Below are 21563 nucleotides of genomic sequence, written 5' to 3'. Positions count from 1 at the left end.
CGTGGGAGGCCTTTCGGGCGACTCCCGGCGGTTTCGCGAAAAGGATCAGCGAACGGATCCCCGGAGCGGTCTTTCGATAAAGACGGCACCCCGGGGCACCGCTCGCGCTTCGCGCAGCTTGCGCCAGCAGGCGCAACCGCGCCGCGCGCTCAGTCGCCGCTGGCGGCAGGCTTGCTCTCGGCGGCCGGAGCCGGAGCGGGCGCAGGAGCGGCTGCCTTGGCCTCGCCGTCACCGGCCAGGTTGCGCTTCTTGTCTCCGTCCTTCTTGAAATCGGTCTCGTACCAACCACTGCCGGCCAGCCGGAACGACGGCGCGCTGACCTTGCGCTGCACGCGCGGCGCCTCGCAGGACGGGCAGGCGGACGGGTCCGGGTCGGACAGCTTCTGCAGGCGATCGAACCGATGCCCGCAGTGGACGCACTCGAATTCGTAGATGGGCATGTTGGCAAACTCCGGGCGGCAGCCCCGTCAAAACGCTGGTGCGCATTATCGAGTCGTCCGTCGCGATTTCAATGGCGCGCGCCTTGGCGCGCTCCATCGCCGGGAGTAGCCTGCCCGCTGGCGCGCCATGGAGCCCCCGCGACATCCACGCCTCGCGCGTCCCCGCTGGACCTCGCTTACGTCCGTCGATCCGATGTCGGCATCCACCGCGCATCGCCCGCACTGCTACAGGAGTTGCCGTGAACCATCCCCGCCCCTTTCCCCGCCTCGCACTGCTCCCGGCGGCGCTGCTGCTCGCCTGCTCGGCCGCCCAAGCCCAGGACACCAGCGCCACCGCGCAGAAGGCCAAGAACCTCGGCACCGTGATCGTCACCGGCACGCGCGCCGACAACCGCACCGAGAGCAGCTCGCTCACGCCGGTCGACGTCGTCTCGGCGCAGCTGCTCAAGCAGACCGGCACTACCGAACTTTCCACCGCGCTCGCGCGGGTGATTCCCTCGCTGACCTTCCCGCGCCCTTCCGCCGCCGATACCGCCGACTCGCAGCGCCCTGCGCAGCTGCGCGGCCTGTCGCCGGACCAGGTGCTGGTGCTGGTCGACGGCAAGCGCTGGCACCCGGGGGCGATCATCCTGACCAACGGTGTGCTGGGCCGCGGATCGCAGGCGGTGGACCTCAACACCATCCCGATCGACGCGATCGACCACATCGAGGTGCTGCGCGACGGCGCCTCCGCGCAATACGGCTCGGACGCCATCGCCGGCGTGATCAACATCGTGCTTAAGAAAGGCGCCCAAGGCGGCGACGTGGCGTTGAGCGGAGGCCAGTACTCGGCCGGCGACGGCCGCAAGTGGCAGGGTTCGGCCAACGCGGGCATCCCGCTGGCCGATGCCGGCTGGATCCGTTTCACCGCGCAGGCAGGCCACCAGGACTACACCAACCGCGCCGGCCCCAACCGCACGCGTCCGCAGGAGGGCGTCACCCAGCGCTACGGCGATCCGGAAGTCACCGACCGCAACCTGATGCTCAACGGGCAGTACGACTTCGGCGGCGCGCAGTTCTACGCCTTCGGCCACTATGGCAAGCGCAATTCGGTCTCGCCGGCGTTCTTCCGCAACCTGGACAACGCCAATGCGGTGCCGTCGATCTATCCCAACGGCTACCTGCCACTGGAGAACGCCGACGCCACCGACCGCTCGCTGGTGGCTGGCGTCCGCGGCAAGACCGCCGGCGGCTGGCGCTGGGACGTCAGCGGCAACTACGGCGGCAACCGCGTTTCCTACGCCACCGCCAACACGCTCAACCGTGCGTACCTGGAGGATTTCGGCAGCACGCCCACGCGCTTCCACGACGGCATCCTCGACGCCGCGCAGCAATCGCTGGACGTGGACATCGCCAAGGACCTGTCGATCGGCTGGCTGCCCAATGACGTGACGCTCGCCTTCGGCGCCGAATACCTGCGCCAGAGCTACCAGATCCGCGCCGGCGACCTGCCTTCGTACTACACCGGCACCTCCGGCTTCTCCGGCGGCGCACAGGGCTTCGGCGGCTACCAGCCGGCCAACGCCGGCTCGCACCACCGGCACGACGTGGCCGAGTACCTGAGCCTGGAAACCAACCTCACCGACCGGCTGGGCACCTCGCTGGCGGTGCGCCACGAGGACTATTCGGACTTCGGCACCACCACTTCGGGCGCGCTGGCCGGCCGTTTCGACTTCACCGACCGCTTCGCCCTGCGCGGCAGTGCCTCGACCGGCTTCCGCGCACCTTCTCTGGCGCAGCAGTTCTACTCGTACACCTCCTCGCTGTACTTCGGTGCCGGCAACTCGCTCGGCCTGCCCGCGGGCATCTACAACACCGGCCTGGTGTCTTCGACCAGCAACATCGCCACGCTGCTCGGCGGCGAACCGCTGAAGCCGGAGAAGTCGCGCAACCTGACCTTCGGCGCCGTGTGGAGCCCGGCCGATGGCCTGGACCTCAGCGCGGACATCTACCAGATCAAGATCCGCGACCGCATCACTCTGTCCAGCACGATCTCCACCACCTCGCCGGCGGTGCGCGACTACCTGGCCGCCAACGGCATCGGCAACACCAACTTCAGCGGCATCTCCTACTTCACCAACGCCGTGAACACGCGCACGCGGGGCATCGACCTGGTTGCCAGCTACCTGTTCGACGTCGGCGACGGCGCCTCGCTGCACACCACCATCAGCTACAACTACAACAAGAACGAAGTGACCGACGTGCGGCCCAACCCGGCGGTGCTCGATGCGCTGGGCGTAAGCTTCAAGCGCATCGACCGGCGCGACCAGTTCGGCCTGCTGGCCGATACCACCCCGCGCAGCAAGCTGATCTTCAACTGGCTCTACACCAGCGGCCGCTGGAGCCTGGACAGCACGGTGACCCGCTACGGCAGCTTCACCTCGTACAACTCGACGAACCCGGCGCTGGACCAGGTGTTCGACTCGAAGTGGCTGTTCGACCTGGCGCTGAACTATTCGATGGACCGCTGGATGTTCACGGTGGGCGCGGACAACGTGTTCGACACCTATCCCGACCGCGTGATCCAGGCGAGCGACAACAATGGCGCCATGCCGTACAGCGTCTTCTCGCCGTTCGGATTCAACGGGGCCTACGTGTACGGGAAGATCCGTTACAGCTGGTAATCGGACCGAGCCTCATGCCTGCTCCCTCCCCCGGGGAGAGGGAGCAGGAGCGTCGCACCGGTGAGGCGTCAGGCCGCCTTGAAGGTCAGATGCCCGCCCTCGGCATCCACGTGGATGGTGGTGCCGGGCGTGAAGCGGCCCTCCAGGATTTCCCTCGCCAGCGGGTTCTCCAGCTGCTGCTGGATTGCACGCTTCAAAGGTCGCGCGCCGTAGACCGGATCGAAGCCGACGTTGCCGAGCAAGGCCAGCGCGTTGTCCCGGACCTCCAGCTTCAGGTCGCGCTCGGCCAGCCGCTTCTCGAGGTAAGCCAGCTGGATCCTGGCGATGGCCCGGATCTGGTCCTTCTCCAGCGGCCGGAACACCACCAGCTCGTCCAGGCGGTTGATGAATTCGGGCCGGAAGTGCGCCTGCACCACGCCCATCACCGCGGCCTTCATCTTGGTGTATTGCTCCTGCGCGTCGCCACCGGATTCAGCCGCGTCCTGGATCATCTGCGAGCCCAGGTTCGAGGTCATCACGATGACGGTGTTGCGGAAGTCCACCGTGCGGCCCTGGCCATCGGTCAGGCGGCCGTCGTCCAGCACCTGCAGCAGGATGTTGAACACGTCCGGATGCGCCTTCTCCACCTCGTCGAGCAGGATCACGCTGTACGGGCGACGGCGTACCGCCTCGGTCAGGTAGCCGCCCTCCTCGTAGCCCACGTAGCCCGGCGGCGCGCCAATCAGGCGAGCCACGGAATGCTTCTCCATGAACTCGCTCATGTCGATGCGCACCATCGCCTCCCGCGTGTCGAACATGAACTCGGCCAGTGCCTTGCAGAGCTCGGTCTTGCCGACGCCGGTGGGACCCAGGAAAAGGAACGATCCATACGGACGGTTGGGGTCGGACAGGCCCGCGCGGGCGCGGCGGATCGCGTCGGACACCGCGCGCACCGCCTCGTCCTGGCCGACCACGCGCTTGTGCAGCGCCGTTTCCATGTGCAGCAGCTTCTCGCGCTCGCCCTCGAGCATCTTGGACACGGGAATGCCGGTCCAGCGCGAGACCACCTCGGCAATTTCCTCGTCGGTGACGCGGTCCTGCACAAGCTTGAATTCCTGCTTCTCGGCGGCCTGCGCGGCGGCGAGCTGCTTTTCGAGTTCCGGCAGGCGGCCGTACTGGATCTCGCTCATCTTCGCGTAGTCCTGCCGGCGCTGGGCCGCTTCGAGCTCCAGCCGCGCGGCCTCGATCTGTTCCTTGATCTTGGTCGCGCCCTGCAGCGCGGCCTTCTCCGACTTCCACACCTCGTTCAAGTCGGAGAACTCACGCTCGAGCTTGTCGATGTCGCTTTCCAGGTCCGCGAGGCGCTTCTTGGAAGCCTCGTCGGTCTCCTTCCTGAGCATCTCGCGCTGGATCTTGAGCTGGATCAGCCGCCGCTCCAGGCGGTCGAGCTCCTCCGGCTTGGAGTCGATCTCCATGCGGATGCGACTGGCCGCTTCGTCCATCAGGTCGATCGCCTTGTCCGGCAGTTGGCGGTCGGTGATGTAGCGGTTGGACAAGGTGGCGGCGGCGACGATCGCCGGGTCGGTGATCTCCACGCCGTGATGCACGGCGTAGCGCTCCTTCAGGCCGCGCAGGATCGCAATGGTGTCCTCCACGCTCGGCTCGCCCACGAAAACCTTCTGGAAGCGGCGCTCCAGCGCGGCGTCCTTCTCGATGTACTTGCGGTACTCGTCCAGCGTGGTCGCGCCGATGCAGTGCAGCTCGCCACGGGCCAAGGCGGGCTTGAGCATGTTGCCCGCGTCCATCGCGCCCTCGGCCTTGCCGGCGCCGACCATGGTGTGCAACTCATCGATGAAAAGGATCACCCGGCCCTCCTGCTTGGCCAGGTCGTTGAGCACGGCCTTCAGGCGTTCCTCGAACTCGCCGCGGAACTTGGCGCCGGCGATCAGCGCGCCCATGTCCAGCGCGAGCACGCGCCGGTCGCGCAAGCCTTCCGGCACCTCGCCCTTGACGATGCGCTGGGCCAGGCCCTCGACGATCGCGGTCTTGCCGACGCCGGGCTCACCGATCAGCACGGGGTTGTTCTTGGTGCGCCGCTGCAGCACCTGGATGGTGCGGCGGATCTCTTCGTCGCGACCGATCACCGGATCGAGCTTGCCGCTCTCGGCGCGGGAGGTCAGGTCGATGCAGTACTTCTCCAGCGCCTGGCGCTGGTCCTCGGCGTTCTCGCTCTGTACCTTCTCGCCGCCGCGGACCTTGTCGATCGCCGCTTCCAGGTTGGCCTTGGTGGCGCCGGCAGCCTTCAATGCCGCACCGACCTCGCCCTTGTCCTCCAGCGCCGCCAGCACGAACAGCTCGCTGGCGATGAACTGGTCGCCACGCTGCTGCGCCAGCTTGTCGGTGAGGTTGAGCAGGCGGGTCAGGTCGTTGCCGACGCTGATGTTCCCTTCCTGCCCGCGCACCTGCGGCAAGCGGCCGAGGATCTCGCCGACGCGCTCGCGCAGCACCGGCACGTTGACGTGCGCCTGGGTCAGCAGCGGCGCGGTCGAACCGCCCTGCTGGTCGAGCAACGCGGCCATCACGTGCGCCGGCTCAAGAATGTTGTTGTCGCGACCCAAGGCCAGCGACTGCGCGTCGGCCAGCGCCTGTTGGAAACGCGAGGTGAGTTTGTCCATGCGCATGGTGTGGATCCTTGGAATTCACAGGGCGGCCCCCGCCGCGATGCGCACGAGATAGGGGCGTCTCAGCGCCCTTCAAGACGACGACGCTACTGGCCTGCGCGCATGGGCGAGCCGCATCATTTTCGGTTCAGCCCACAGGGATGCCGCGTGACGAGACTCCCGGATCGCCTGTACGAGCCGCAAGGGCGGCGTGTGCCCGTTGGCGAGCGAAGCCGGCGGCGCCCCGGCCCGGCAGGCACCAGCAGCGGTGGTCGCGTTGCCGGAGAAGGTGCCACTCAATAGCGCAGCAGCGCGTGCAGCGGCGCGGCGCCGTGCCAACGCGCCCTGCCCTGCAGGTCCGCCAGCTCGATCACCACGCCGGCACCCACCAGCGCCACGCCGAGCCGGTCGAGCAACGCCTGCGCGGCGGCCAGCGTGCCGCCGGTGGCCAGCACGTCGTCGACCAGCAGCGCCCGCTCGCCCGGCTGCAACGCGTCGGCGCGCACTTCCAGCCGGTCGTGGCCGTACTCCAGCGCGTAGTCGACGCCCACCACCGGCGGCGGCAGCTTGCCTGGCTTGCGCAGTGGCACGAAGCCGGCGTTGAGTTTCTGCGCCAGCGCGGCGCCGAAGATGAAGCCGCGCGATTCGATCCCGCACACCGCCCGCACGCCCTCGCCCAGCCAGGGCTCGGCCAACGCGTCGATGCAGCGCGCGAACGCGCCGGCGTCGGCAAGCAGCGGCGTGACGTCGCGGAACACCACGCCCGGCCGGGGAAAGCCGGGCACGGCGCGAACCAGCGCTTCGAGGTGCTGCATCGACGTCATCCTCTCGATTCCTGCAGCGCGGGCGCAATTACCTGCCGTTTGCGACGGAGCGTACCGAGCAGGATGCCGGCCAGCGCCAGCGCCAGCCCCAGCCAGTCGCCGCTACCGGTAGGGCGCTTGAACAGCAGCACGTCCAGCACGAAGGCCAGTGCCGGCTGCAGTAGCAACAGCAGGCCCACCAGCGACGCCGGCAGCAGCGGCATGGCGCGCACCATCAGCAGCCAGGCCAGCACCTGGCCGAAGAAGCCGAGCGCCAGCAACGCGCTCCAGCTGCGCACCGTGACCAGCGCGAAGACGTCGCCCTCGACCCACCCCCACAGCAGGAGCAGGGAGGCGCTGAGCAAACTCATCAAGCCGAGGAACTGCGCCGCCGACAGTCCGGTGTGACCCGACAACGCGCGCCGGAAGCTCAGCAGGTAGGCCGTGTATGCCAGTCCGCTGGCCAGGCCCAGCCACACGCCGAGCCGGTGTCGCGCGTCGAACAGCGACCAGTGCGCGCCAACCAGCAGCCACAAGCCCGCGAGCGCCATCGCGATGCCCGGCAGGAACCACCGCCCCAGCCGCTCGCGATAGATCCACCAGCCGACCAGCGCCATCAGGAACACCTGGAAGTTGGTCAGCAGCGTGGCCACACCCGGGCCAACCCAAAGGATCGAGCGGTGCCAGAAGAGCAGGTCCAGCGAGAAGCCGAGCGCCGGCAGCAACGCCAGCGCCACGTCGCGCCAACCCACGCGCACCCAGCGACGCCTGAGTGCCACCCAGCCCAGCAGCATCGCGCTGCCGAACAGCATGCGGTAGAACGCTGAAACGGTCGGCGCCACCTGCGCCAGCACGACGAAGATGCTGGTGGTGGACAGCAGCATCGCGCCCAGCGCCATGCGGCCGATCGCCGCCGGCGGTGCCTGCGGCGCCGCGGTCACGGAGACAGGCGGACTCACGGGGTATCGGTCGCCAGTTGCGCGTCGCCGTCCCAGCTGTCGACCGCAGCGCGCGCCTCTGCCAGCTGCGCCTCGACCTGCCGCACGATCGTCTCGGCGGCCTCGGCCGAGGACTCCGGCACCATCACCGCCACGTAGTCGATCGCCGGCAACTGGCCCACCGCGCCGGTGAGGTACTCGCCGGCGATGAACGCAGGGATCTCCTCGCGCTCCAGCGCATCCTTCACCAGATGGGCGTCGATCAGGCTTTCGGCTCGGTAGGCGATGCGCATGCGGCCACGCTACTGCGCGTCCCGGGGAGCGGCAAGCCCTAACGCCGGAAGCGCACGTACGCGCGCCTGGCCAGGTACAGCAGATGCCCGGTCAGGCCACGGTCCTGCGCCCTGCGCAGCGCGGTGTTCTCCGCGTACAGCATGCGGATGTGCGCGTCGCGCGGCTCCAGCAGCTGCCTGATCTCGGCCACGTCGTCGCGTGACAGCGTGCGGCCTTCGTCGATACGTACGGGCAGCTGGCGATTGACGTAGAAGGTGGTATGCCGCGGCGCGGTCTCTTCCGCCGGCCGGTCCCGGGTGTAGAAGTACAGCGCGGTCGAGCTGCGCGTGAGGCCGTCGCGCTCCGGCGGCAGCCGGATCGGATCGAACGCGTGCCAGGAACGCCCGGAGGTCTCGAAGATCACGCAGCGATTGAACAGCGGCGCCACCGAGCACACCGGACGGGCATCGGCGTGAGGATCGCGGAAAGGCTCGAGGCAGCCGCCCCAGCAAGGCTCCCATTCGGGATTGAGGTAGACGATCAGGTTCAGCCGCCGGTGCCAGCGCTCGCTGGGATGGAAGTTGAAGTCCACGGGCGGGTCCAGCGCCATCCCGTTGCGGTTCTCGTGGGTACCGCGGCCGAGGTACCACGGGTCGTAGATCAGCCCGTCGATGCCGGTGAGCTGGCCGACCGCGTGCAGGAACTCGGGGCTCTTGATGGCGTCGTCCAGGCGCTGGTAGGCCGGTCCCAGGCCACGGATGCGGTCGAGCGTCGACTTGCCGCCCGGCGCACCGTCGTCGCCCACGCTGTTGCCGCGCTCGAAGGCCGGGAACGATGCCAGCAGTTCGTCGGCGAATGCCGGATCGAGGAAATTTTCGATCACCACGTGCGGGAAAGGCGCGGCTGAGGTGAACTCCGCGCAGTAGTCCGCCGCCGCTTCGAGGACGCGGGCATCGAGAATGGAAAGGCCGGCTGCAGGCATCGGTCGTGTCGGTGAGCGGCGGCCCCGGCCATGACGCCGTGCCGCAGAACCGCTGGGACAAACGCAACTCAGGGTAAACTCCCCGGTTTCCACCCAAGCCCGACCGAGCCGCACCGATGTCCAGCGAAAACCCCGCCGCCACAACCACCCCAGGCACCGACGAAAGCGGCGTGCGGGCCGACGTGCAGCGGGATTTCGTGCGCCAGATCATTCGCGAGGACCTGGCCAGCGGCAAGCACCATGCGATCCGCACCCGCTTTCCGCCCGAGCCCAACGGCTACCTGCACATCGGCCACGCCAAGGCGATCTGCCTGAACTTCGGCATTGCGCGCGAGTTCGGCGGCTGGTGCAACCTGCGCCTGGACGACACCAACCCGGGCAAGGAAGACCCCGAGTTCGTCGAGGGCATCAAGGACGACGTGCGCTGGCTCGGCTACGAGTGGCACGACCTGCGCCACGCGTCGGACTACTTCGACGTGTTCTACCGCGCCGCGCTCAAGCTGATCGAGGACGGCAAGGCCTACGTCGACGACCTGTCCGCCGACGAGGTGCGCGAGTATCGCGGCACGCTCACCGAGCCGGGCCGCAATTCGCCGTATCGGGATCGCTCCATCGAGGAAAACCTCGACCTGTTCCGTCGCATGCGCGCGGGCGAGTTCGCCGACGGCAGCAAGACGCTGCGCGCGAAGATCGACATGGCCTCGGGCAACATCAACCTGCGCGACCCGGCGCTCTACCGCATTCGCAAGGTCGCGCACCAGAACACCGGCGACGCCTGGCCGATCTATCCGATGTACGACTTCGCGCACGCGCTGTCCGACGCGATGGAAGGCATTACCCATTCGTTGTGCACGCTGGAGTTCGAGGACCACCGTCCGCTTTACGACTGGTGCGTGGACAACGTCGACCTCACCGCGCATCCGGCGATGTGGCAGTCGGTGGTGGACGCCGGACTGGAAGCCAGGCCCGCCAAACCGCGCCAGATCGAGTTCTCGCGCCTCAACCTCTCCTATTGCATCACCAGCAAGCGCAAGCTCGCGCAGCTGGTCAACGAAGGCCTGGTCGACGGTTGGGACGATCCGCGCATGAACACCCTGCGCGGCCTGCGCCGGCGCGGCTTCACGCCGGCCGGCCTGCGCCTGCTGATCGAGCGCTTGGGCATAAGCAAGCAGAACAGCGTGATCGACTACGCGCTGCTGGAGAACTGCGTGCGCGAAGACCTGGACGCCACCGCGCCGCGACGCATGGCGGTGCTCGATCCGCTGAAGCTGACCATCACCAACCTGCCGGGCAATCACGAGGAAACCCTCACCTTCGCCAATCATCCGAAGGACGAGAGCTTCGGCACGCGCGAGGTTCCCTTCGCCGGCACCGTGTGGATCGAGCGCGAGGATTTCGCCGAAGTGCCGCCGAAGGGGTTCAAGCGCCTGGTGCCGGGCGGCGAAGTGCGCCTGCGTGGCGTGGGCATCGTCAAGTGCGAGGAAGTGGTCAAGGACGCCGCCGGCGACGTGCTCGAACTGCGCTGCTCGCTGGATACGGAGAGCCGCAGCGGCATGCCGGGCGCCGATCGCAAGGTCAAGGGCACCATCCACTGGGTGAGCGCACGCCACGCGGTAGCCGCTGAGGTGCGCATGTACGACCGCCTGTTCAACGTGCCGGCGCCGGATGACGAGAGCGACGGCAAGAGCTGGATCGAGCACATCAATCCGGACGCCAAGCGCGTGGGGCGCGGCTGGCTGGAGCCGGCGGCGGCGAACGCCGAACCGGAGCAGCGTTTCCAGTTCGAGCGATTGGGCTACTTCGTCGCCGACCGCGTGGACCATCGGCCGGACGCGCCGGTGTTCAACCGCACGGTGACGCTGCGCGATACCTGGGCCAAGCAGGTCTGACGTGCTGCTGCCCCTGCAACTGCATCTCACCCTGCCGCCCTGGGTCGGCGAGGTGGCCGATACCCGCAGGCGCTACCTCGGCGACGAGGAACGCGTCGGCCTGGCGATCGAGCTGGCGCGCCAGAACGTCGCGCGCAGCCACGGCGGCCCGTTCGGCGCGGCGGTGTTCCACGAGGACGGCCGGCTCGTTGCCGCCGGCATCAACCGCGTCGTGCCGCAGACCTGTTCGGTAGCGCATGCGGAGATGATGGCCTACATGCTTGCGCAGCAGCGACTGTCGAGCTTTCGCCTCAACGCGGGAGACAACGGCCGCTTCATCCTGGCCACCAGCGCGCAGCCGTGCTGCCAGTGCTACGGCGCGACCGTCTGGGCCGGCATCGACGAGCTGCTGATCGGTGCGCGCGGCGAGGACGTCGAGTCGCTCACCACGTTCGACGAGGGTCCGCTGCCAGACGACTGGATCGCCCAGCTCGAACGCCGGGGTATCGCCGTGCGCCGCGACATCCTGCGCGAGCAGGCGCGCGCGGTGCTCGCCGACTACGGCCAGGGCGGAGCGCACTATTGAGCCGGCTGCGCGCCGCCCTGCCGCTGCTGTTGCTGGTGATCGCCGGCGTGGTGCTGTTCGCCTCCGGCGCACTGGACCGGCTCAATCCGGAACAGCTGGTCGCGCACCAGGCCGAGATGCATGCGCAGATCGCGGCCAATCCGTGGCTCAGCCGGCTGGCCTACATCGGCCTGCTGACGCTGGCGATGGCCACCGGCATACCCGGCACGGTGATCATCATCTTCGCCGGCGGCTTTGCCTTCGGCGTGGTCGAGGGCACCCTCTGGTCCTCGATCGGGCTGACCCTGGGCTCGCTGATCCTGTTCCTCGCCAGCCGCTACGCCTTCGGCGCCGGCAGCCGCCACCCGCCGGCGCTGGTGGCGAAACTGCACCACGGCTTCGAGCGGCATCCGGTCAGTTACACGCTGTTCCTGCGCTTCGTACCGGTGGCTCCGTTCGGCCTGATCACCGTCTGCCTGGCCTGGCTGCGCTGTCCGCTGTGGCTGTTCGTCGGCGCCACCTGGCTGGGCGGCACCGTCGCGCTCATCTTCGAAACCTCGATCGGCGCCGGCCTCGGGCGTGCGCTCAAGGAAAGCGACCGGATCGGCCTTGGCCTTTTCATGCATCGCGAGGTGCTGCTGCCGTTGGGCGCCATCGCCTTGCTCGCGCTGGTGCCGTTGCTGATCAGCCACTTCACGCGTCGGCGGCGCCAGCCGCAGGGCGGCAACGACCGCTAGGCGGCAACGCCGGTCCCCAGCAGGGCGGGTAGTTCGTCCATGCCGGTGAATACCCGATGCGCCCCGGCCGCACGCAGCCGTTCGGCCGGCGTGCGACCGGCGAAGCCGAGCACCCGCATGCCCGCCGCCAGGCCGGCGGCGATGCCAGTCGGCGAGTCCTCGACTACCACGCAGGCCGCGGGCGATGCGCCCATTGAGCGGGCGGCATGCAGGAACAGGTCCGGCGCCGGCTTGGCCTGCGCCACCTCGGCCGCGCTGAACAGGCAGCCGGCAAAGCGCGGGAGCAGGCCGACCTTGGCCAGACTGAAGCGCAGCTTGTCCGGGCTGCCGTTGGTGGCCACGCAGAACGGCGACGCCAGTTGATCGAGTACCTGCATCACGCCCGGAACCGGCACGAGTTCCGCGGCCAGCGCGTCGAACAGGCGGCGGTCGTGTTCGGCCTCGAAATCCTTCGGCAACGCCCGCCCGAGCCGCTCGGCGGCGAGCGCGAGGCAGTGCGTCATGGTGCGGCCAAGGAACAGCTCGTCCATCTGCGCATCGCCAAGCACCAGCCCCTGCCGGGCCAGCATCCGCGCGAACACGCGGTTGGCGATCGGCTCGCTGTCGACCAGCACACCGTCGCAGTCGAAGATCACCAGCCCCGGCGGCGATACGCTCACCCGAACATCGGCTCGCAGCGCACGTCGCAACGCACCGAGTTGGCGAGGAAGCAATGGGCGTGGGCGTCGTGGTGCAACTGCTCGACCTGCTCGCGGCTGGGCAGCCGGTCGCCGGAGAAGTCCACCTGCGGCCGCAGCAGCACCTCGCGCATGACGACGCGGTTGCGCTCGTCGCGCCCCATCGTGCCGGCGGCCGCGTCGCGGTAGCTGTCCACGCGGAAGCCTTGCCGCGCCGCCATGTCCAGGAACCACAGCATGTGGCAGCTGGCTAGCGAGGCAACGAAGGCTTCCTCTGGGTCCACCGCCGAGGGGTCGGACATCGGCGCCAGCACCACGCTGGGCGAGGAGGACATCGGCACGCGCTCGCCGCCGTCGAACTGCACCATGTGGCGGCGGCTGTAGCGATGGTCGAGGAACAACTGGTCCTGGCGGGTCCAGAGCAGTTCGGCGGTGTGCTTGCTCATGCGCGTTCCCTCATCTGCATTGCTTCGGATCAGCTGCGCTTGCGGAAGTACAGCCACGCTCCCAGGCCCAGCACCACCGCCGGCAACAGGTTGGCCGGCAACGCCGGCATGCCGTAGATGGTGGCGAAGTTGACCAGCGCCTTCTGCAGGAAGTACCAGCCGATCGCCAGCAGGATGCCCACGAAGATGCGCTTGCCCAGGCCGCCTGAGCGCAGCGCGCCGAAGGCGAACGGCATCGCGCACAGCACCAGCACCAGCGTGTTGAACGGATAAAGCACGCGGCCCCAGAAGGTCACCGCATAGACGCCCGGGTTCTGCCCGTTGCGCTCCAGGTAGGTCATGTTGCGGTGCAGGTCGCGCATCGGCAGGTACTGCGGCTGGATCACCGATTGCTCAAGCACGCGCGGATTGAGCCGCGAATCCCACAGTTCGCGGTCGTGGGTGGTGGTGTGCGTGCCCTTCGCGTCGAGGGTGGTGCTACGTACGCCCTCGAGCACCCACTGGCGCCCGTCGTTCTCCGCCGTTCTGGCCCAGTCGAAGCGGCTGATCTGGCCGTCCGGGGTCAGCGTGAATACCCGCACGTCGGCCAGTTGCACCACATTGTGGCCCTGCACCTGCTTGATCAGCGTGGCCTTGGCATTGATGACACGGTTGCCGTCCCTGGCCCACAGGCCGGTGCTGCCGGACAGGCCGAGGTTGTTGGCCTTCATGCGCAGCTGGATCGCCTGGGCCTTCTGGTCACCCCACGGCGCGGCGGTCTCGCCCAGGATGGTCACGCCCACGATCAGCACCGCCACCACGCCGGCGGCGGAGGCGGCGATGCGCAGCCGCGACATGCCGGCCGCGCGCAGCGCGGTCAGCTCGCCGTTGCCGGCGAGGCTGCCCAGTCCCATCAGGCCGCCGATCACCGCGGCGAAGATGAAGTACTCGTACAACCGCCGCGGCACGGTCACCAGCACGAAGCTCACCGCGTCGAAGGTAGTGAACCCGTTGCGCCCGACAAAACCCAGCTGGCGCAGCAGCTGCGTGACCACGTCGAAGCCGGTCAGCACCAGCCAGGTGGTCAGCAGCGAGCCGAGCACGGTCATGCCGACCAGCCGGTCGACGCGCTTGATCGAAAGCTGCATCACGCCACCGCCTTGCGTGGGCCACGTGGTTTGCGCGGCGCGTACTGCTTCCAGAACATCCACGCCGCCAGCGCCAGGGCCAGCAGGTGCACGAGCAGCAGCGGCGCGGAGTTGGCCCAGTGGCCCTTGCCGATCTGCGCGCGGCCCAGCGCCAGCACCAGGTAATAGAAATAGAAGCCCAGCAACGCCAGCAGGATGCGCCCGTAGCGCGGCTCGCGCGGACTCTGGCGAGACAGCGGCAAGGCGAGCATCAGCAATACGAAGGCCATCGGCGGCGCGTGGATGCGCCAGGCAAACTCGGCGCGCGCATCGGGCGAGGGCGAGGTGGCCAGCGCCCAGGTGCCTTGCGAGTGGGCCGGATCCTCGTCCTCGTCCGCCTGCACGTTGGACAGCGCCACGTCGTTGCGCGCGTACTGCATGCGCCACCAGTCGTCGCGGCCGAGCGGGATCTTGTACTGCCAGCCGTTGCGCAACGCCATGAAGCGGCCCTGGCCTTCGCTGTCCTGGTAGAGCTGCCCGCCCGCGGCGGTGACCAGCTTGAGCTCGCGTAGGCCGTCCTTGTCCACGCTCTCGGAAGCGACGAAGGTCTTGCCCAGCACGCTGCCGTCGCGGCTGAGCGATTCGACGAAGATGATGCCGCCCTTGCCCGGCAATTCGGTGAAGCGGCCGGCGTCCAGGCCCGCAGCGATCACCGAGCGGTTGGCCTCGGCCACCAGCGCATCGGCGGTGCGCACCGCCCACGGCCCCAGCCACAGCGACACCAGCCCGGTGATGAACACGATCAGGCCGGCCAGGATCGCCACCGGCTTGAGCAGCCCGCCCGGTCCCATGCCGGAGGAGGCCAGCACGTGCATCTCGCTCTCGCGGTACATGCGGCCCAGCGCCATCATCACGCCGAGGAAGCCGGCCAGCGGCAGCAGGTTGGTCAGCCCGTCGAGCGTGCGCAGGCCCAGCACCGGGAACATGACGCTGGCCGGGAAACTGCCGCCCGCCACCTGCTGCAGCACCTTCGCGAACGTGGTGCCGGTGATGATCGCCAGCAGCACGATGGTGGTGGCCGCCACGGTCTGGGCCAGCTCGCGCAGGAAGTATCGGTCGAGGATGCTCAGCATGCGATAGGATTGAAGGTCTCGCACCGCAGGCCGGCGCTAACGCGCCAAGTTTAGCCGGTAGACCTTCTTCTTAGCTTGCAGGACCTCTCTCGATGACGCTTCAGTTCAGTCTGGTCGCCGCCAGCACCTCGCCCGAAACCGTCGATGCGCCCTGCCTGGTGGTGGGCATCTACGAGAACGGCCTGCTGACCAGCGCAGCCGCCCGCGTGGACGGTGCCAGCGATGGCGCGATCAAGCGCCAGATGGAGAGCGGCGACATCACCGGCAAGGCGGGCAGCGTCAGCGTGCTGTTCGCGCCGGCGGGCGTCGCCGCGCGCCGCGTGCTGGTGGTGGGCCTGGGCGCGCAGAAGAGCTTCGATGCGGCGCGCTACCAGAAGGTCAACCTGGAAGCAGCCCGCGCGCTGGGCAAGCTGCCGGTCGATGCCGCGGTGTCGTTCCTCACCGAGGTGGACGTGCCCGGCCGCGACACCCCCTGGCGCGTGCGTACCGCGGCGCTGGCCGCCGACCACGCGGCCTACCGTTACACCGCCACCTTCAAGCCGCGCGAGAAGGGCTCGCAGCCGGAGTTGAAGTCGGTCGCCTTCGCCGCCGGCGGGGAGGCGCAGGGCGGCCTGTCCCAGGCCGTGGCGATCGCCGAAGGCGTGCGCTTCGCCCGCGAGCTGGCCAACCTGCCGCCGAACATCTGCAACCCGTCCTACATCGCCGCGCAGGCACAGGGCTTCGCGGACCGCAACGAGGGCGTGAGCTGCCGCGTGCTCGACCACGAAGAGATGGAAAGGCTCGGTTTCGGCTCGCTGCTGGCGGTCGGCCGCGGCTCGGCCAACAAGCCGCGCCTGGTCGCCCTGGAATACAGAGGCGGCAACGAGGGCGACAAGCCCTACGCCTTCGTCGGCAAGGGCATCACCTTCGATTCGGGCGGCATCAGCCTCAAGCCCGGCGCCGGCATGGAGGAGATGAAATACGACATGGGCGGCGCGGCCGGCGTGCTCGGCGCGTTCGTCGCCGCGGTGAAGATGGGCCTGAAACTCAACCTGGTCTGCGTGGTGCCCTCGGCCGAGAACATGCCCGACGGCGACAGCTACCGCCCCAGCGACGTGCTCACCAGCCTGTCGGGCCTGACCATCGAGGTACTCAACACCGATGCCGAAGGCCGCCTGATCCTGTGCGACGCGTTGACCTGGACCGCGCAGACCTACCAGCCCAGGGCGATCGTCGACGCGGCGACGCTCACCGGCGCCTGCGTCGTCGCGCTGGGCAAGCACGCCAGCGGTCTGATGAGCAAGCACGACGACCTCGCCGCCGAGCTGCTGGACGCCGGCGAGGCCACGCTCGACCGCGCCTGGCGCCTGCCGCTGTGGGACGACTACCAGGTGCAGCTGGAATCGGGCTTCGCCGACGTCGCCAACATCGGCGGCAAGAGCGCCGGCGCGATCACCGCCGGCTGCTTCCTGTCGCGCTTCACCGAGGGCCAGCGCTGGGCGCACCTGGACATCGCCGGCACCGCCTGGGACGAGGGCCGCAAGGGCCTGGCCACCGGCCGTCCGGTGTCGCTGCTGGCGCAGTGGCTGATCGACCGCGCCGGTTGAGCGCCGGTTATCGGCGCCGCGCAGGACGCGGCGCCGCACCCTCCGCCTCCTTGACGAGTCGACCATGCCCCGCGCCGACTTCTACCTGATCGACAAGCCACGCTTCCGCGAGCAACCCCTGTTGCTGGTGTGCGAGCTGGCGCGGCGTGCCTATGCCGCGCAGCAGCCCACGCTGATCCTCGTCCACGACTTCGAGCAGGCCGAGGCGCTCGACGAGCTTCTGTGGGACTTCGACCCGGATGCCTACATCCCGCACCAACTGGCCGGCGATGACGACGATGCCAATACCGCCGTGCTGATCGTGCCGCCCGGCATCGAGACGCCCGACCGTCCGCTGCTGATCAACCTGCGAGAGGCCTGCCCCGCCGGGCGGTTCGAGCGCGTGCTGGAAGTGGTGGCCGCCGAACCGGACGCGCGCACCGGTTCGCGCGACCGCTGGCGCGAATACCAGCAGCGCGGCTTCCAGCTCGCCAAGTTCGACATGTAAGGCCCGCTTTCCCGGCGGTATGCTCTGTCCATCTTCGGGCAGGGGGCCGGACGATGGACCAGGGGATCGAAGTCCAGGCGGCAGCATCGGTCGCGGCCGGCCGTGCACGCGGCGGGCGCGCCACGCAGGAGGACGCCTTCGTCTGCCTGCACGACCCAGCCAGCGACGCGCGGCTGCTGGTGCTGGCCGACGGCATGGGCGGCGATGGCGCCGGCGAACTGGCGTCCACGGGAGTCATCGAGGCCGCGCTCCGGTTGTGGCAGCAGGGCCTGTGGCGCGAACAACCCGGCCCGCTGTTCCTCGAGACCGTGTGCCAGGCTGCCCACGCGGAACTGCGCCGGCGCGGCGAAGGCTTGGCTGGCGCCACGCCGCATTCGACGGTGGTCGCGTTGCTGCTCCGCGGCCGGCGTGCCTGCTGGGCCCACGTGGGCGACAGCCGGCTGTACCGGTTCCGCGGCACGCGTTGCCTGGGCCGTACCGAGGACCACAGCGTGGCGCAGCTGAAGGTGGCGCGCGGCGAACTCGCCGCGGAGGCGATGGGCGAGGATGCCGACCAGCACAAGCTGCTGCGCGGCCTGGGCGGCCCGCAGCCGCCGCAGGTCGAGCACGGCCTGGCGGCACTGCGTCCCGGCCACTCCTTCGTGCTGTGCAGCGACGGCGCGTGGGAGCGGCTGTCGACCGGCGAGCTGGGTCGACTTGCGCGCCGGCGAAACCTGCGCGCGGCGCTGCACGAGGCACTCGGCCAGGCAGTGGAGCGCGGCGGCGCGGAAGGCGACAATGTCTCCTTGATCTTCGCCCGGATAGGCTGGGTGCAGTGGTGGCGTGCCCGTGGCGCGCGATGGTGGGCGCGGCTCTCCCGTCGCGAAGCGGTCCGGGCCGGGGACGTGGGGATTCGACAGGCATGAGGGCATCTGTGCGGTACTTGGAACATAAGCATGGCTTGGCGCAAGGCTGGCATCGATGGGTGGTGCTGGCCGGTATCGGCCTGGTCGGCGCCGGCCTGGGGGGCTGCACGCAGCTCCAGCAGCTGAGGACGCGGATGCTCGGCCACGGCGCTCCGGCGAAGGTCGTGGTGACGCCGGCCCCTGCCCCAGCCACGCTGCCTGCCGCCGAGGATGAATCGCCGCCGCCTTCGCTGGCCTCCATCGTCAACGACCAGCTGCAGCTCGGCCACTACCGGGAAGGCGAACGGCAGCTGCGCCGCTACCTGCAGGTCTATCCGGACGATGGCGCGGCACAGGCGATGCTGCGCCAGCTCACCGTCGACCCGGAGCAGGCGCTGGGTCATGCCTCGCGCCCGTACGTGGTGCGAACGGGCGATTCCTACAGCACGCTGGCAGCGCGCTACCTGGGCGACGGTGGACGTTTCCTGATCCTGGCCCGCTACAACGGCTCGGCCAACCCGTCCATGCTGCGGGTGGGCCAGACCTTGCGCCTGCCCGCTTCGCGCCTGGCATCGGCTGCGCCGCCGGAAGGCCCCGCGCCGACGGCATCGGCCACCCCCATCGATGCCTCCGACGCGGCGAAGGCGCGCCGGCTGCAGGACGAAAGCCTGGCCTTGCTGCGCAAGGGCGAGCGCACACAGGCGCTGGAACGCATGGACCAAGCGCTGGACGCCGATCCGCATCTGCCGGCCGGTGGCGCGGACGCGGCGTCCTTGCGCGAGCAGCTGGTGTCGGTCTACCACCAGCGCGCGATCGTGCTGTATCGCGACCAGCAACTGGACCAGGCGATCGCGCTGTGGAACCGGGTGCTGGTGATCGAGCCGGATTTCGAACCGGCCACCGTCTACCGCGCGCGCGCGCTCGAGCTCAAGCAAAGGCTCAAGCAGTTCTGATGCCGTCCTTCAAGCCCTCGCCTGCAAGGCAAGGGCGGTGGAGGCCGGTGTTTGCATTACCCGGATGGCCTTCCTTCCAAGGTGAAGAGCAGGCATCGGCTAATCGCGCGCCACCTTGTCCCCGACCTGCTCGGGCGCGGGCAGGATGCGAGTGGGCAGTTCCAGCGGCGTGGATGACCGGGCAGCCGAGCGGCGGGGCCGCCGTTCGCGCGCCTGCAATGCGTTGGACATCAGGTTGAAGGCCGCGAACAGCCGGCCAAGTTCGTCATGGCGCACCAGCCGGATGCGGTGGCTGAAATCGCCACGCCCGACCCGCAGCATCGCCTCGCCCAGCACGTCCAGCAGGCCGAGCAGGCGGCGGAACAACCAGTACGCCGCGCCGGTCACGGCAGCCAGGGTTACCAGCAGCACGGCCACGATGGCCTTGAGCGTGGTCTTCTGTGCTGCGCGCAACGGGGCGTCGCTGATTCCCAGGCGCAACTGGCCGACTTTCGCCGTCTGGTAGCGCACCGGCACGTCGAACACCAGCATCTCGCCCGGATCGTTGCCGTCGGGAATGCGTACGCGGTAGCTGGTGATGTCGCCCGTGCCCGGCAGGAACTCCTCGTTAGTACGGGCGGGCAGCGGGCGGCCGGCCTCGTCGGCACGGGTGCTGGCGATCACCTCGCCGTAGCGGTTGGCGATGGCCAGGTAGTAGATCTGCCGGTTGCGCGAGATGTCCTGCACCAGCGCACGGGTCGCCGCGCGGTCGTCCAGCAGCAGGTTCTCCGCCGCCTCGCTGGCGACCATGCGGCCCAGCGAGCGGCCGAAGTCCTGCGCCAGGCCGGTGACCGCCGCATTCTGCCGCGCGTAGATCGCGGCCAGGCCGATCAGCAGGGTCAGGCTGAGCACCGCGGCCAGGATGCCGGCCCAGCGCAGGCGCAGCGAGATCAACCGCGTGGCGATCGGCTTTTGGTGCAGCCGTTCGTACTCGCGCAAGGCCAGGCGCAGATCGTCGATCAGTTCGGCGCCGCGCTGGTAGCGATCCTGCGGCGCCGGCGCAAGCAGCGTCTGCACGATGTCGAGCAGGATCGAGGGGGTGAACGGGTCGCGTGCCTGCAGCGCTGGCTGGGGCAGGCGCTGGCGCTCGGCCAGAAGGCGCTTGACGTCGCCGGTCTCCTCCCAGGGCAGCTTGCCGCTGAGCAGCCAGTACAGCACCACGCCGAGCGAGAACAGGTCGCTGCGCGCGTCGGTGCGTTCGCCGCGCAGGTGCTCCGGGGCCATGTAGGCCGGCGTGCCGCCGATCTCCCGGCGCGGTGCGCCCGCATGGCGCAGATCACGCCGTTCGGCGATGCCGAAGTCACTGACTTTGGCGTGCTGCCAGCCATCGGAGAGCATGATGTTCTCCGGCTTGATGTCCTGGTGGACCACGCCCTGTGCATGCGCGTAGTCCAGCGCGCTGGCGATCTGCTCGACCAGGCCGATCACCACCGGCAGCGAGGGCAAGCCCTCGCGTGCCACGCGACTGGCCAGGGTGTCGCCGGAGAGCCGCTCCATCGCGATGTAGGGACGGCCGTCCTCCATCTCGCCGACGTCGAACAGGGTGACGATGTGCGGGTGCGTGAGGTGGCCTACTGCGCGTGCCTCGGTGACGAAGCGCGCCCGGTAGGCCGGATCGGCGGCCACCGCGCTGCGCAGGCACTTGATCGCCACCCGGCGCTCGATCTCCGGATCGAAGCCGGCGTAGACCACCGCCATGGCGCCGGCGCCAAGCACGCCCTCGATGCGATAGCGCCCCACCGTCGGCGGGACCGCGCGCTCGTCGGCGGCTGGGATCAGGCCAGCCACCATGCCGCCACCCCCATCGCGACCAGTGCCACGGCACCCAACGCCAGCCAGTTGCGCCAGGCGACGCCGCCAGCACCGCGCTCGCGGGTCAGGAAGGTGAATTCCACCTGCCCGAAGCGCACCCGGTCGCCGTGCCGCAACGTCGCCTCGTGGATGCGCTTGCCGTTGACGAAGGTGCCGTTGGTCGACAGCGTGTTCATGAGTACGTACTGGCCCTGCTGGTTCATGATCCAGGCATGCGAGGCGGAAACGCTCAGGTCGTCCAGCACGATATCGTTGTCGCTCCGCCGCCCGATCGTCTGCCGGCCGGCTCGCAACGAAAGGCGCCGGCCCAGCACGACGCCGTTGGCGCCCTCCAGCACCGGAGCCGCGGCGCTGGCCCGGCCCAGCAGCACCGGCGCCGCCTCGCGGGCGAACTGGCGCAGTTCTTCGGCGGAGAACAACCGGGTCCCCTGTGGGCCGGCCGATCGCTTGCTGCGGGGCAGTACGGTGGTCTCGCCAGGGCTGTCCATCGAAAAGCCTCGAAAAGGTATCTGGCGCACTATAACCAAGCGTT

General features: G+C 69.1%; 20 protein-coding genes. 8 read left to right on the top strand and 12 right to left on the bottom strand.

Features of this window, described 5'->3' with window-relative positions:
- Positions 1-149: 149 nt before the first annotated feature.
- On the bottom strand, positions 150-440 hold the full coding sequence (locus tag BMZ38_RS15470) for an FmdB family zinc ribbon protein (RefSeq protein ID WP_091339797.1): 291 nt from the start codon (positions 438-440) through the stop codon (positions 150-152).
- Positions 441-679: 239 nt separating this feature from the next.
- Between BMZ38_RS15470 and BMZ38_RS15465 the strand changes: the two genes are divergently transcribed.
- A complete protein-coding gene (locus BMZ38_RS15465; RefSeq protein ID WP_245747320.1) occupies positions 680-3103 on the top strand; it encodes a TonB-dependent receptor plug domain-containing protein in 2424 nt (807 codons plus the stop codon).
- Between the two features lie 68 nt (positions 3104-3171).
- On the opposite strand, the gene clpB is transcribed toward BMZ38_RS15465, so the two are convergent.
- The 5 genes from clpB to BMZ38_RS15440 form a co-directional block, all read right to left on the bottom strand.
- The gene (gene clpB / locus BMZ38_RS15460) at positions 3172-5763 is read right to left on the bottom strand and encodes an ATP-dependent chaperone ClpB (RefSeq protein ID WP_091339792.1); all 2592 of its coding nucleotides are present in this window, start codon (positions 5761-5763) and stop codon (positions 3172-3174) included.
- A gap of 275 nt (positions 5764-6038) precedes the next feature.
- Complete coding sequence (locus BMZ38_RS15455) at positions 6039-6557, bottom strand: adenine phosphoribosyltransferase (RefSeq protein ID WP_091340020.1); 519 nt, start codon at positions 6555-6557, stop codon at positions 6039-6041.
- A gap of 5 nt (positions 6558-6562) precedes the next feature.
- Entirely contained in the window at positions 6563-7504 is a 942-nt protein-coding gene (locus BMZ38_RS15450; protein WP_245747321.1) for a DMT family transporter, read from the bottom strand.
- Positions 7501-7776 (bottom strand): putative signal transducing protein, encoded by a 276-nt coding sequence (locus tag BMZ38_RS15445; RefSeq protein ID WP_091339789.1) that lies wholly within the window; start codon positions 7774-7776, stop codon positions 7501-7503. The genes BMZ38_RS15450 and BMZ38_RS15445 overlap by 4 nt, the downstream gene beginning before the upstream one ends.
- A gap of 38 nt (positions 7777-7814) precedes the next feature.
- The gene (locus BMZ38_RS15440; protein WP_091339786.1) at positions 7815-8738 is read right to left on the bottom strand and encodes a 2OG-Fe(II) oxygenase; all 924 of its coding nucleotides are present in this window, start codon (positions 8736-8738) and stop codon (positions 7815-7817) included.
- A 116-nt stretch (positions 8739-8854) separates the two neighbouring features.
- On the opposite strand from BMZ38_RS15440, the gene BMZ38_RS15435 reads away from it, so the two are divergent.
- The 3 genes from BMZ38_RS15435 to BMZ38_RS15425 are packed head-to-tail and all read left to right on the top strand — an operon-like array spanning position 8855 to position 11908.
- Positions 8855-10627: a glutamine--tRNA ligase/YqeY domain fusion protein gene (locus tag BMZ38_RS15435; RefSeq protein ID WP_091339783.1), complete on the top strand. Its 1773-nt coding sequence runs from the start codon at positions 8855-8857 to the stop codon at positions 10625-10627.
- Positions 10628-10631: 4 nt separating this feature from the next.
- A complete protein-coding gene (locus BMZ38_RS15430; RefSeq protein ID WP_091340015.1) occupies positions 10632-11192 on the top strand; it encodes a nucleoside deaminase in 561 nt (186 codons plus the stop codon).
- Entirely contained in the window at positions 11189-11908 is a 720-nt protein-coding gene (locus BMZ38_RS15425; RefSeq protein ID WP_091339780.1) for a TVP38/TMEM64 family protein, read from the top strand. The genes BMZ38_RS15430 and BMZ38_RS15425 overlap by 4 nt, the downstream gene beginning before the upstream one ends.
- On the opposite strand, the gene BMZ38_RS15420 is transcribed toward BMZ38_RS15425, so the two are convergent.
- The 4 genes from BMZ38_RS15420 to lptF are packed head-to-tail and all read right to left on the bottom strand — an operon-like array spanning position 11905 to position 15270.
- On the bottom strand, positions 11905-12567 hold the full coding sequence (locus tag BMZ38_RS15420) for an HAD family hydrolase (RefSeq protein WP_091339776.1): 663 nt from the start codon (positions 12565-12567) through the stop codon (positions 11905-11907). The two genes, BMZ38_RS15425 and BMZ38_RS15420, sit on opposite strands and share 4 nt — an antisense overlap.
- The gene (locus tag BMZ38_RS15415; protein ID WP_091339773.1) at positions 12564-13031 is read right to left on the bottom strand and encodes an OsmC family protein; all 468 of its coding nucleotides are present in this window, start codon (positions 13029-13031) and stop codon (positions 12564-12566) included. The genes BMZ38_RS15420 and BMZ38_RS15415 overlap by 4 nt, the downstream gene beginning before the upstream one ends.
- 29 nt (positions 13032-13060) lie before the next feature.
- Positions 13061-14158, bottom strand: coding sequence for an LPS export ABC transporter permease LptG (gene lptG / locus BMZ38_RS15410; protein WP_425431892.1), 1098 nt, complete (start codon positions 14156-14158; stop codon positions 13061-13063).
- Positions 14158-15270: an LPS export ABC transporter permease LptF gene (lptF, locus tag BMZ38_RS15405; RefSeq protein WP_091339769.1), complete on the bottom strand. Its 1113-nt coding sequence runs from the start codon at positions 15268-15270 to the stop codon at positions 14158-14160. The genes lptG and lptF overlap by 1 nt, the downstream gene beginning before the upstream one ends.
- 92 nt (positions 15271-15362) lie before the next feature.
- Between lptF and BMZ38_RS15400 the strand changes: the two genes are divergently transcribed.
- From BMZ38_RS15400 to BMZ38_RS15385, 4 genes are all read left to right on the top strand, one after another.
- Positions 15363-16856 carry a leucyl aminopeptidase gene (locus BMZ38_RS15400; protein ID WP_091339766.1) on the top strand — a complete coding sequence of 498 codons (1494 nt, stop codon included), beginning with the start codon at positions 15363-15365 and terminating at the stop codon, positions 16854-16856.
- A 64-nt stretch (positions 16857-16920) separates the two neighbouring features.
- Entirely contained in the window at positions 16921-17343 is a 423-nt protein-coding gene (locus BMZ38_RS15395; RefSeq protein WP_091339764.1) for a DNA polymerase III subunit chi, read from the top strand.
- 53 nt (positions 17344-17396) lie between these two features.
- Positions 17397-18248 carry a PP2C family protein-serine/threonine phosphatase gene (locus BMZ38_RS15390; protein ID WP_091339762.1) on the top strand — a complete coding sequence of 284 codons (852 nt, stop codon included), beginning with the start codon at positions 17397-17399 and terminating at the stop codon, positions 18246-18248.
- Between the two features lie 62 nt (positions 18249-18310).
- Positions 18311-19180 (top strand): LysM peptidoglycan-binding domain-containing protein, encoded by an 870-nt coding sequence (locus tag BMZ38_RS15385; RefSeq protein ID WP_245747322.1) that lies wholly within the window; start codon positions 18311-18313, stop codon positions 19178-19180.
- A 99-nt stretch (positions 19181-19279) separates the two neighbouring features.
- Here BMZ38_RS15385 and BMZ38_RS15380 read toward each other — a convergent pair whose 3' ends face one another.
- Both BMZ38_RS15380 and BMZ38_RS15375 read right to left on the bottom strand, forming a co-directional pair.
- Positions 19280-21010, bottom strand: a complete 1731-nt coding sequence (locus BMZ38_RS15380; protein ID WP_091339756.1) for a protein kinase domain-containing protein — start codon at positions 21008-21010, stop codon at positions 19280-19282.
- Positions 20995-21519 (bottom strand): FHA domain-containing protein, encoded by a 525-nt coding sequence (locus BMZ38_RS15375; protein WP_091339754.1) that lies wholly within the window; start codon positions 21517-21519, stop codon positions 20995-20997. Before BMZ38_RS15375 ends, BMZ38_RS15380 begins: the two co-directional genes overlap by 16 nt.
- Positions 21520-21563: the final 44 nt, after the last annotated feature.

The sequence above is a fragment of the Frateuria terrea genome (genome assembly GCF_900115705.1).
Lineage (GTDB): Bacteria > Pseudomonadota > Gammaproteobacteria > Xanthomonadales > Rhodanobacteraceae > Frateuria_A > Frateuria_A terrea.
Note: the sequence above shows the minus strand (reverse complement) of the source record. Positions and strands in the feature narration are given on the sequence as shown.

Excerpts from the sequence above, each read along its gene's own strand:
- BMZ38_RS15445 (WP_091339789.1), bottom strand. The coding sequence starts at position 7,776 with ATGCGCATCGCCTACCGAGCCGAAAGCCTGATCGACGCCCATCTGGTG.
- BMZ38_RS15435 (WP_091339783.1), top strand. The coding sequence starts at position 8,855 with ATGTCCAGCGAAAACCCCGCCGCCACAACCACCCCAGGCACCGACGAA.
- lptG (WP_425431892.1), bottom strand. The coding sequence starts at position 14,158 with ATGCAGCTTTCGATCAAGCGCGTCGACCGGCTGGTCGGCATGACCGTG.
- clpB (WP_091339792.1), bottom strand. The coding sequence starts at position 5,763 with ATGCGCATGGACAAACTCACCTCGCGTTTCCAACAGGCGCTGGCCGAC.
- lptF (WP_091339769.1), bottom strand. The coding sequence starts at position 15,270 with ATGCTGAGCATCCTCGACCGATACTTCCTGCGCGAGCTGGCCCAGACC.
- BMZ38_RS15440 (WP_091339786.1), bottom strand. The coding sequence starts at position 8,738 with ATGCCTGCAGCCGGCCTTTCCATTCTCGATGCCCGCGTCCTCGAAGCG.
- BMZ38_RS15455 (WP_091340020.1), bottom strand. The coding sequence starts at position 6,557 with ATGCAGCACCTCGAAGCGCTGGTTCGCGCCGTGCCCGGCTTTCCCCGG.
- BMZ38_RS15470 (WP_091339797.1), bottom strand. The coding sequence starts at position 440 with ATGCCCATCTACGAATTCGAGTGCGTCCACTGCGGGCATCGGTTCGAT.
- BMZ38_RS15395 (WP_091339764.1), top strand. The coding sequence starts at position 16,921 with ATGCCCCGCGCCGACTTCTACCTGATCGACAAGCCACGCTTCCGCGAG.
- BMZ38_RS15390 (WP_091339762.1), top strand. The coding sequence starts at position 17,397 with ATGGACCAGGGGATCGAAGTCCAGGCGGCAGCATCGGTCGCGGCCGGC.
- BMZ38_RS15375 (WP_091339754.1), bottom strand. The coding sequence starts at position 21,519 with ATGGACAGCCCTGGCGAGACCACCGTACTGCCCCGCAGCAAGCGATCG.
- BMZ38_RS15380 (WP_091339756.1), bottom strand. The coding sequence starts at position 21,010 with ATGGTGGCTGGCCTGATCCCAGCCGCCGACGAGCGCGCGGTCCCGCCG.
- BMZ38_RS15400 (WP_091339766.1), top strand. The coding sequence starts at position 15,363 with ATGACGCTTCAGTTCAGTCTGGTCGCCGCCAGCACCTCGCCCGAAACC.
- BMZ38_RS15415 (WP_091339773.1), bottom strand. The coding sequence starts at position 13,031 with ATGAGCAAGCACACCGCCGAACTGCTCTGGACCCGCCAGGACCAGTTG.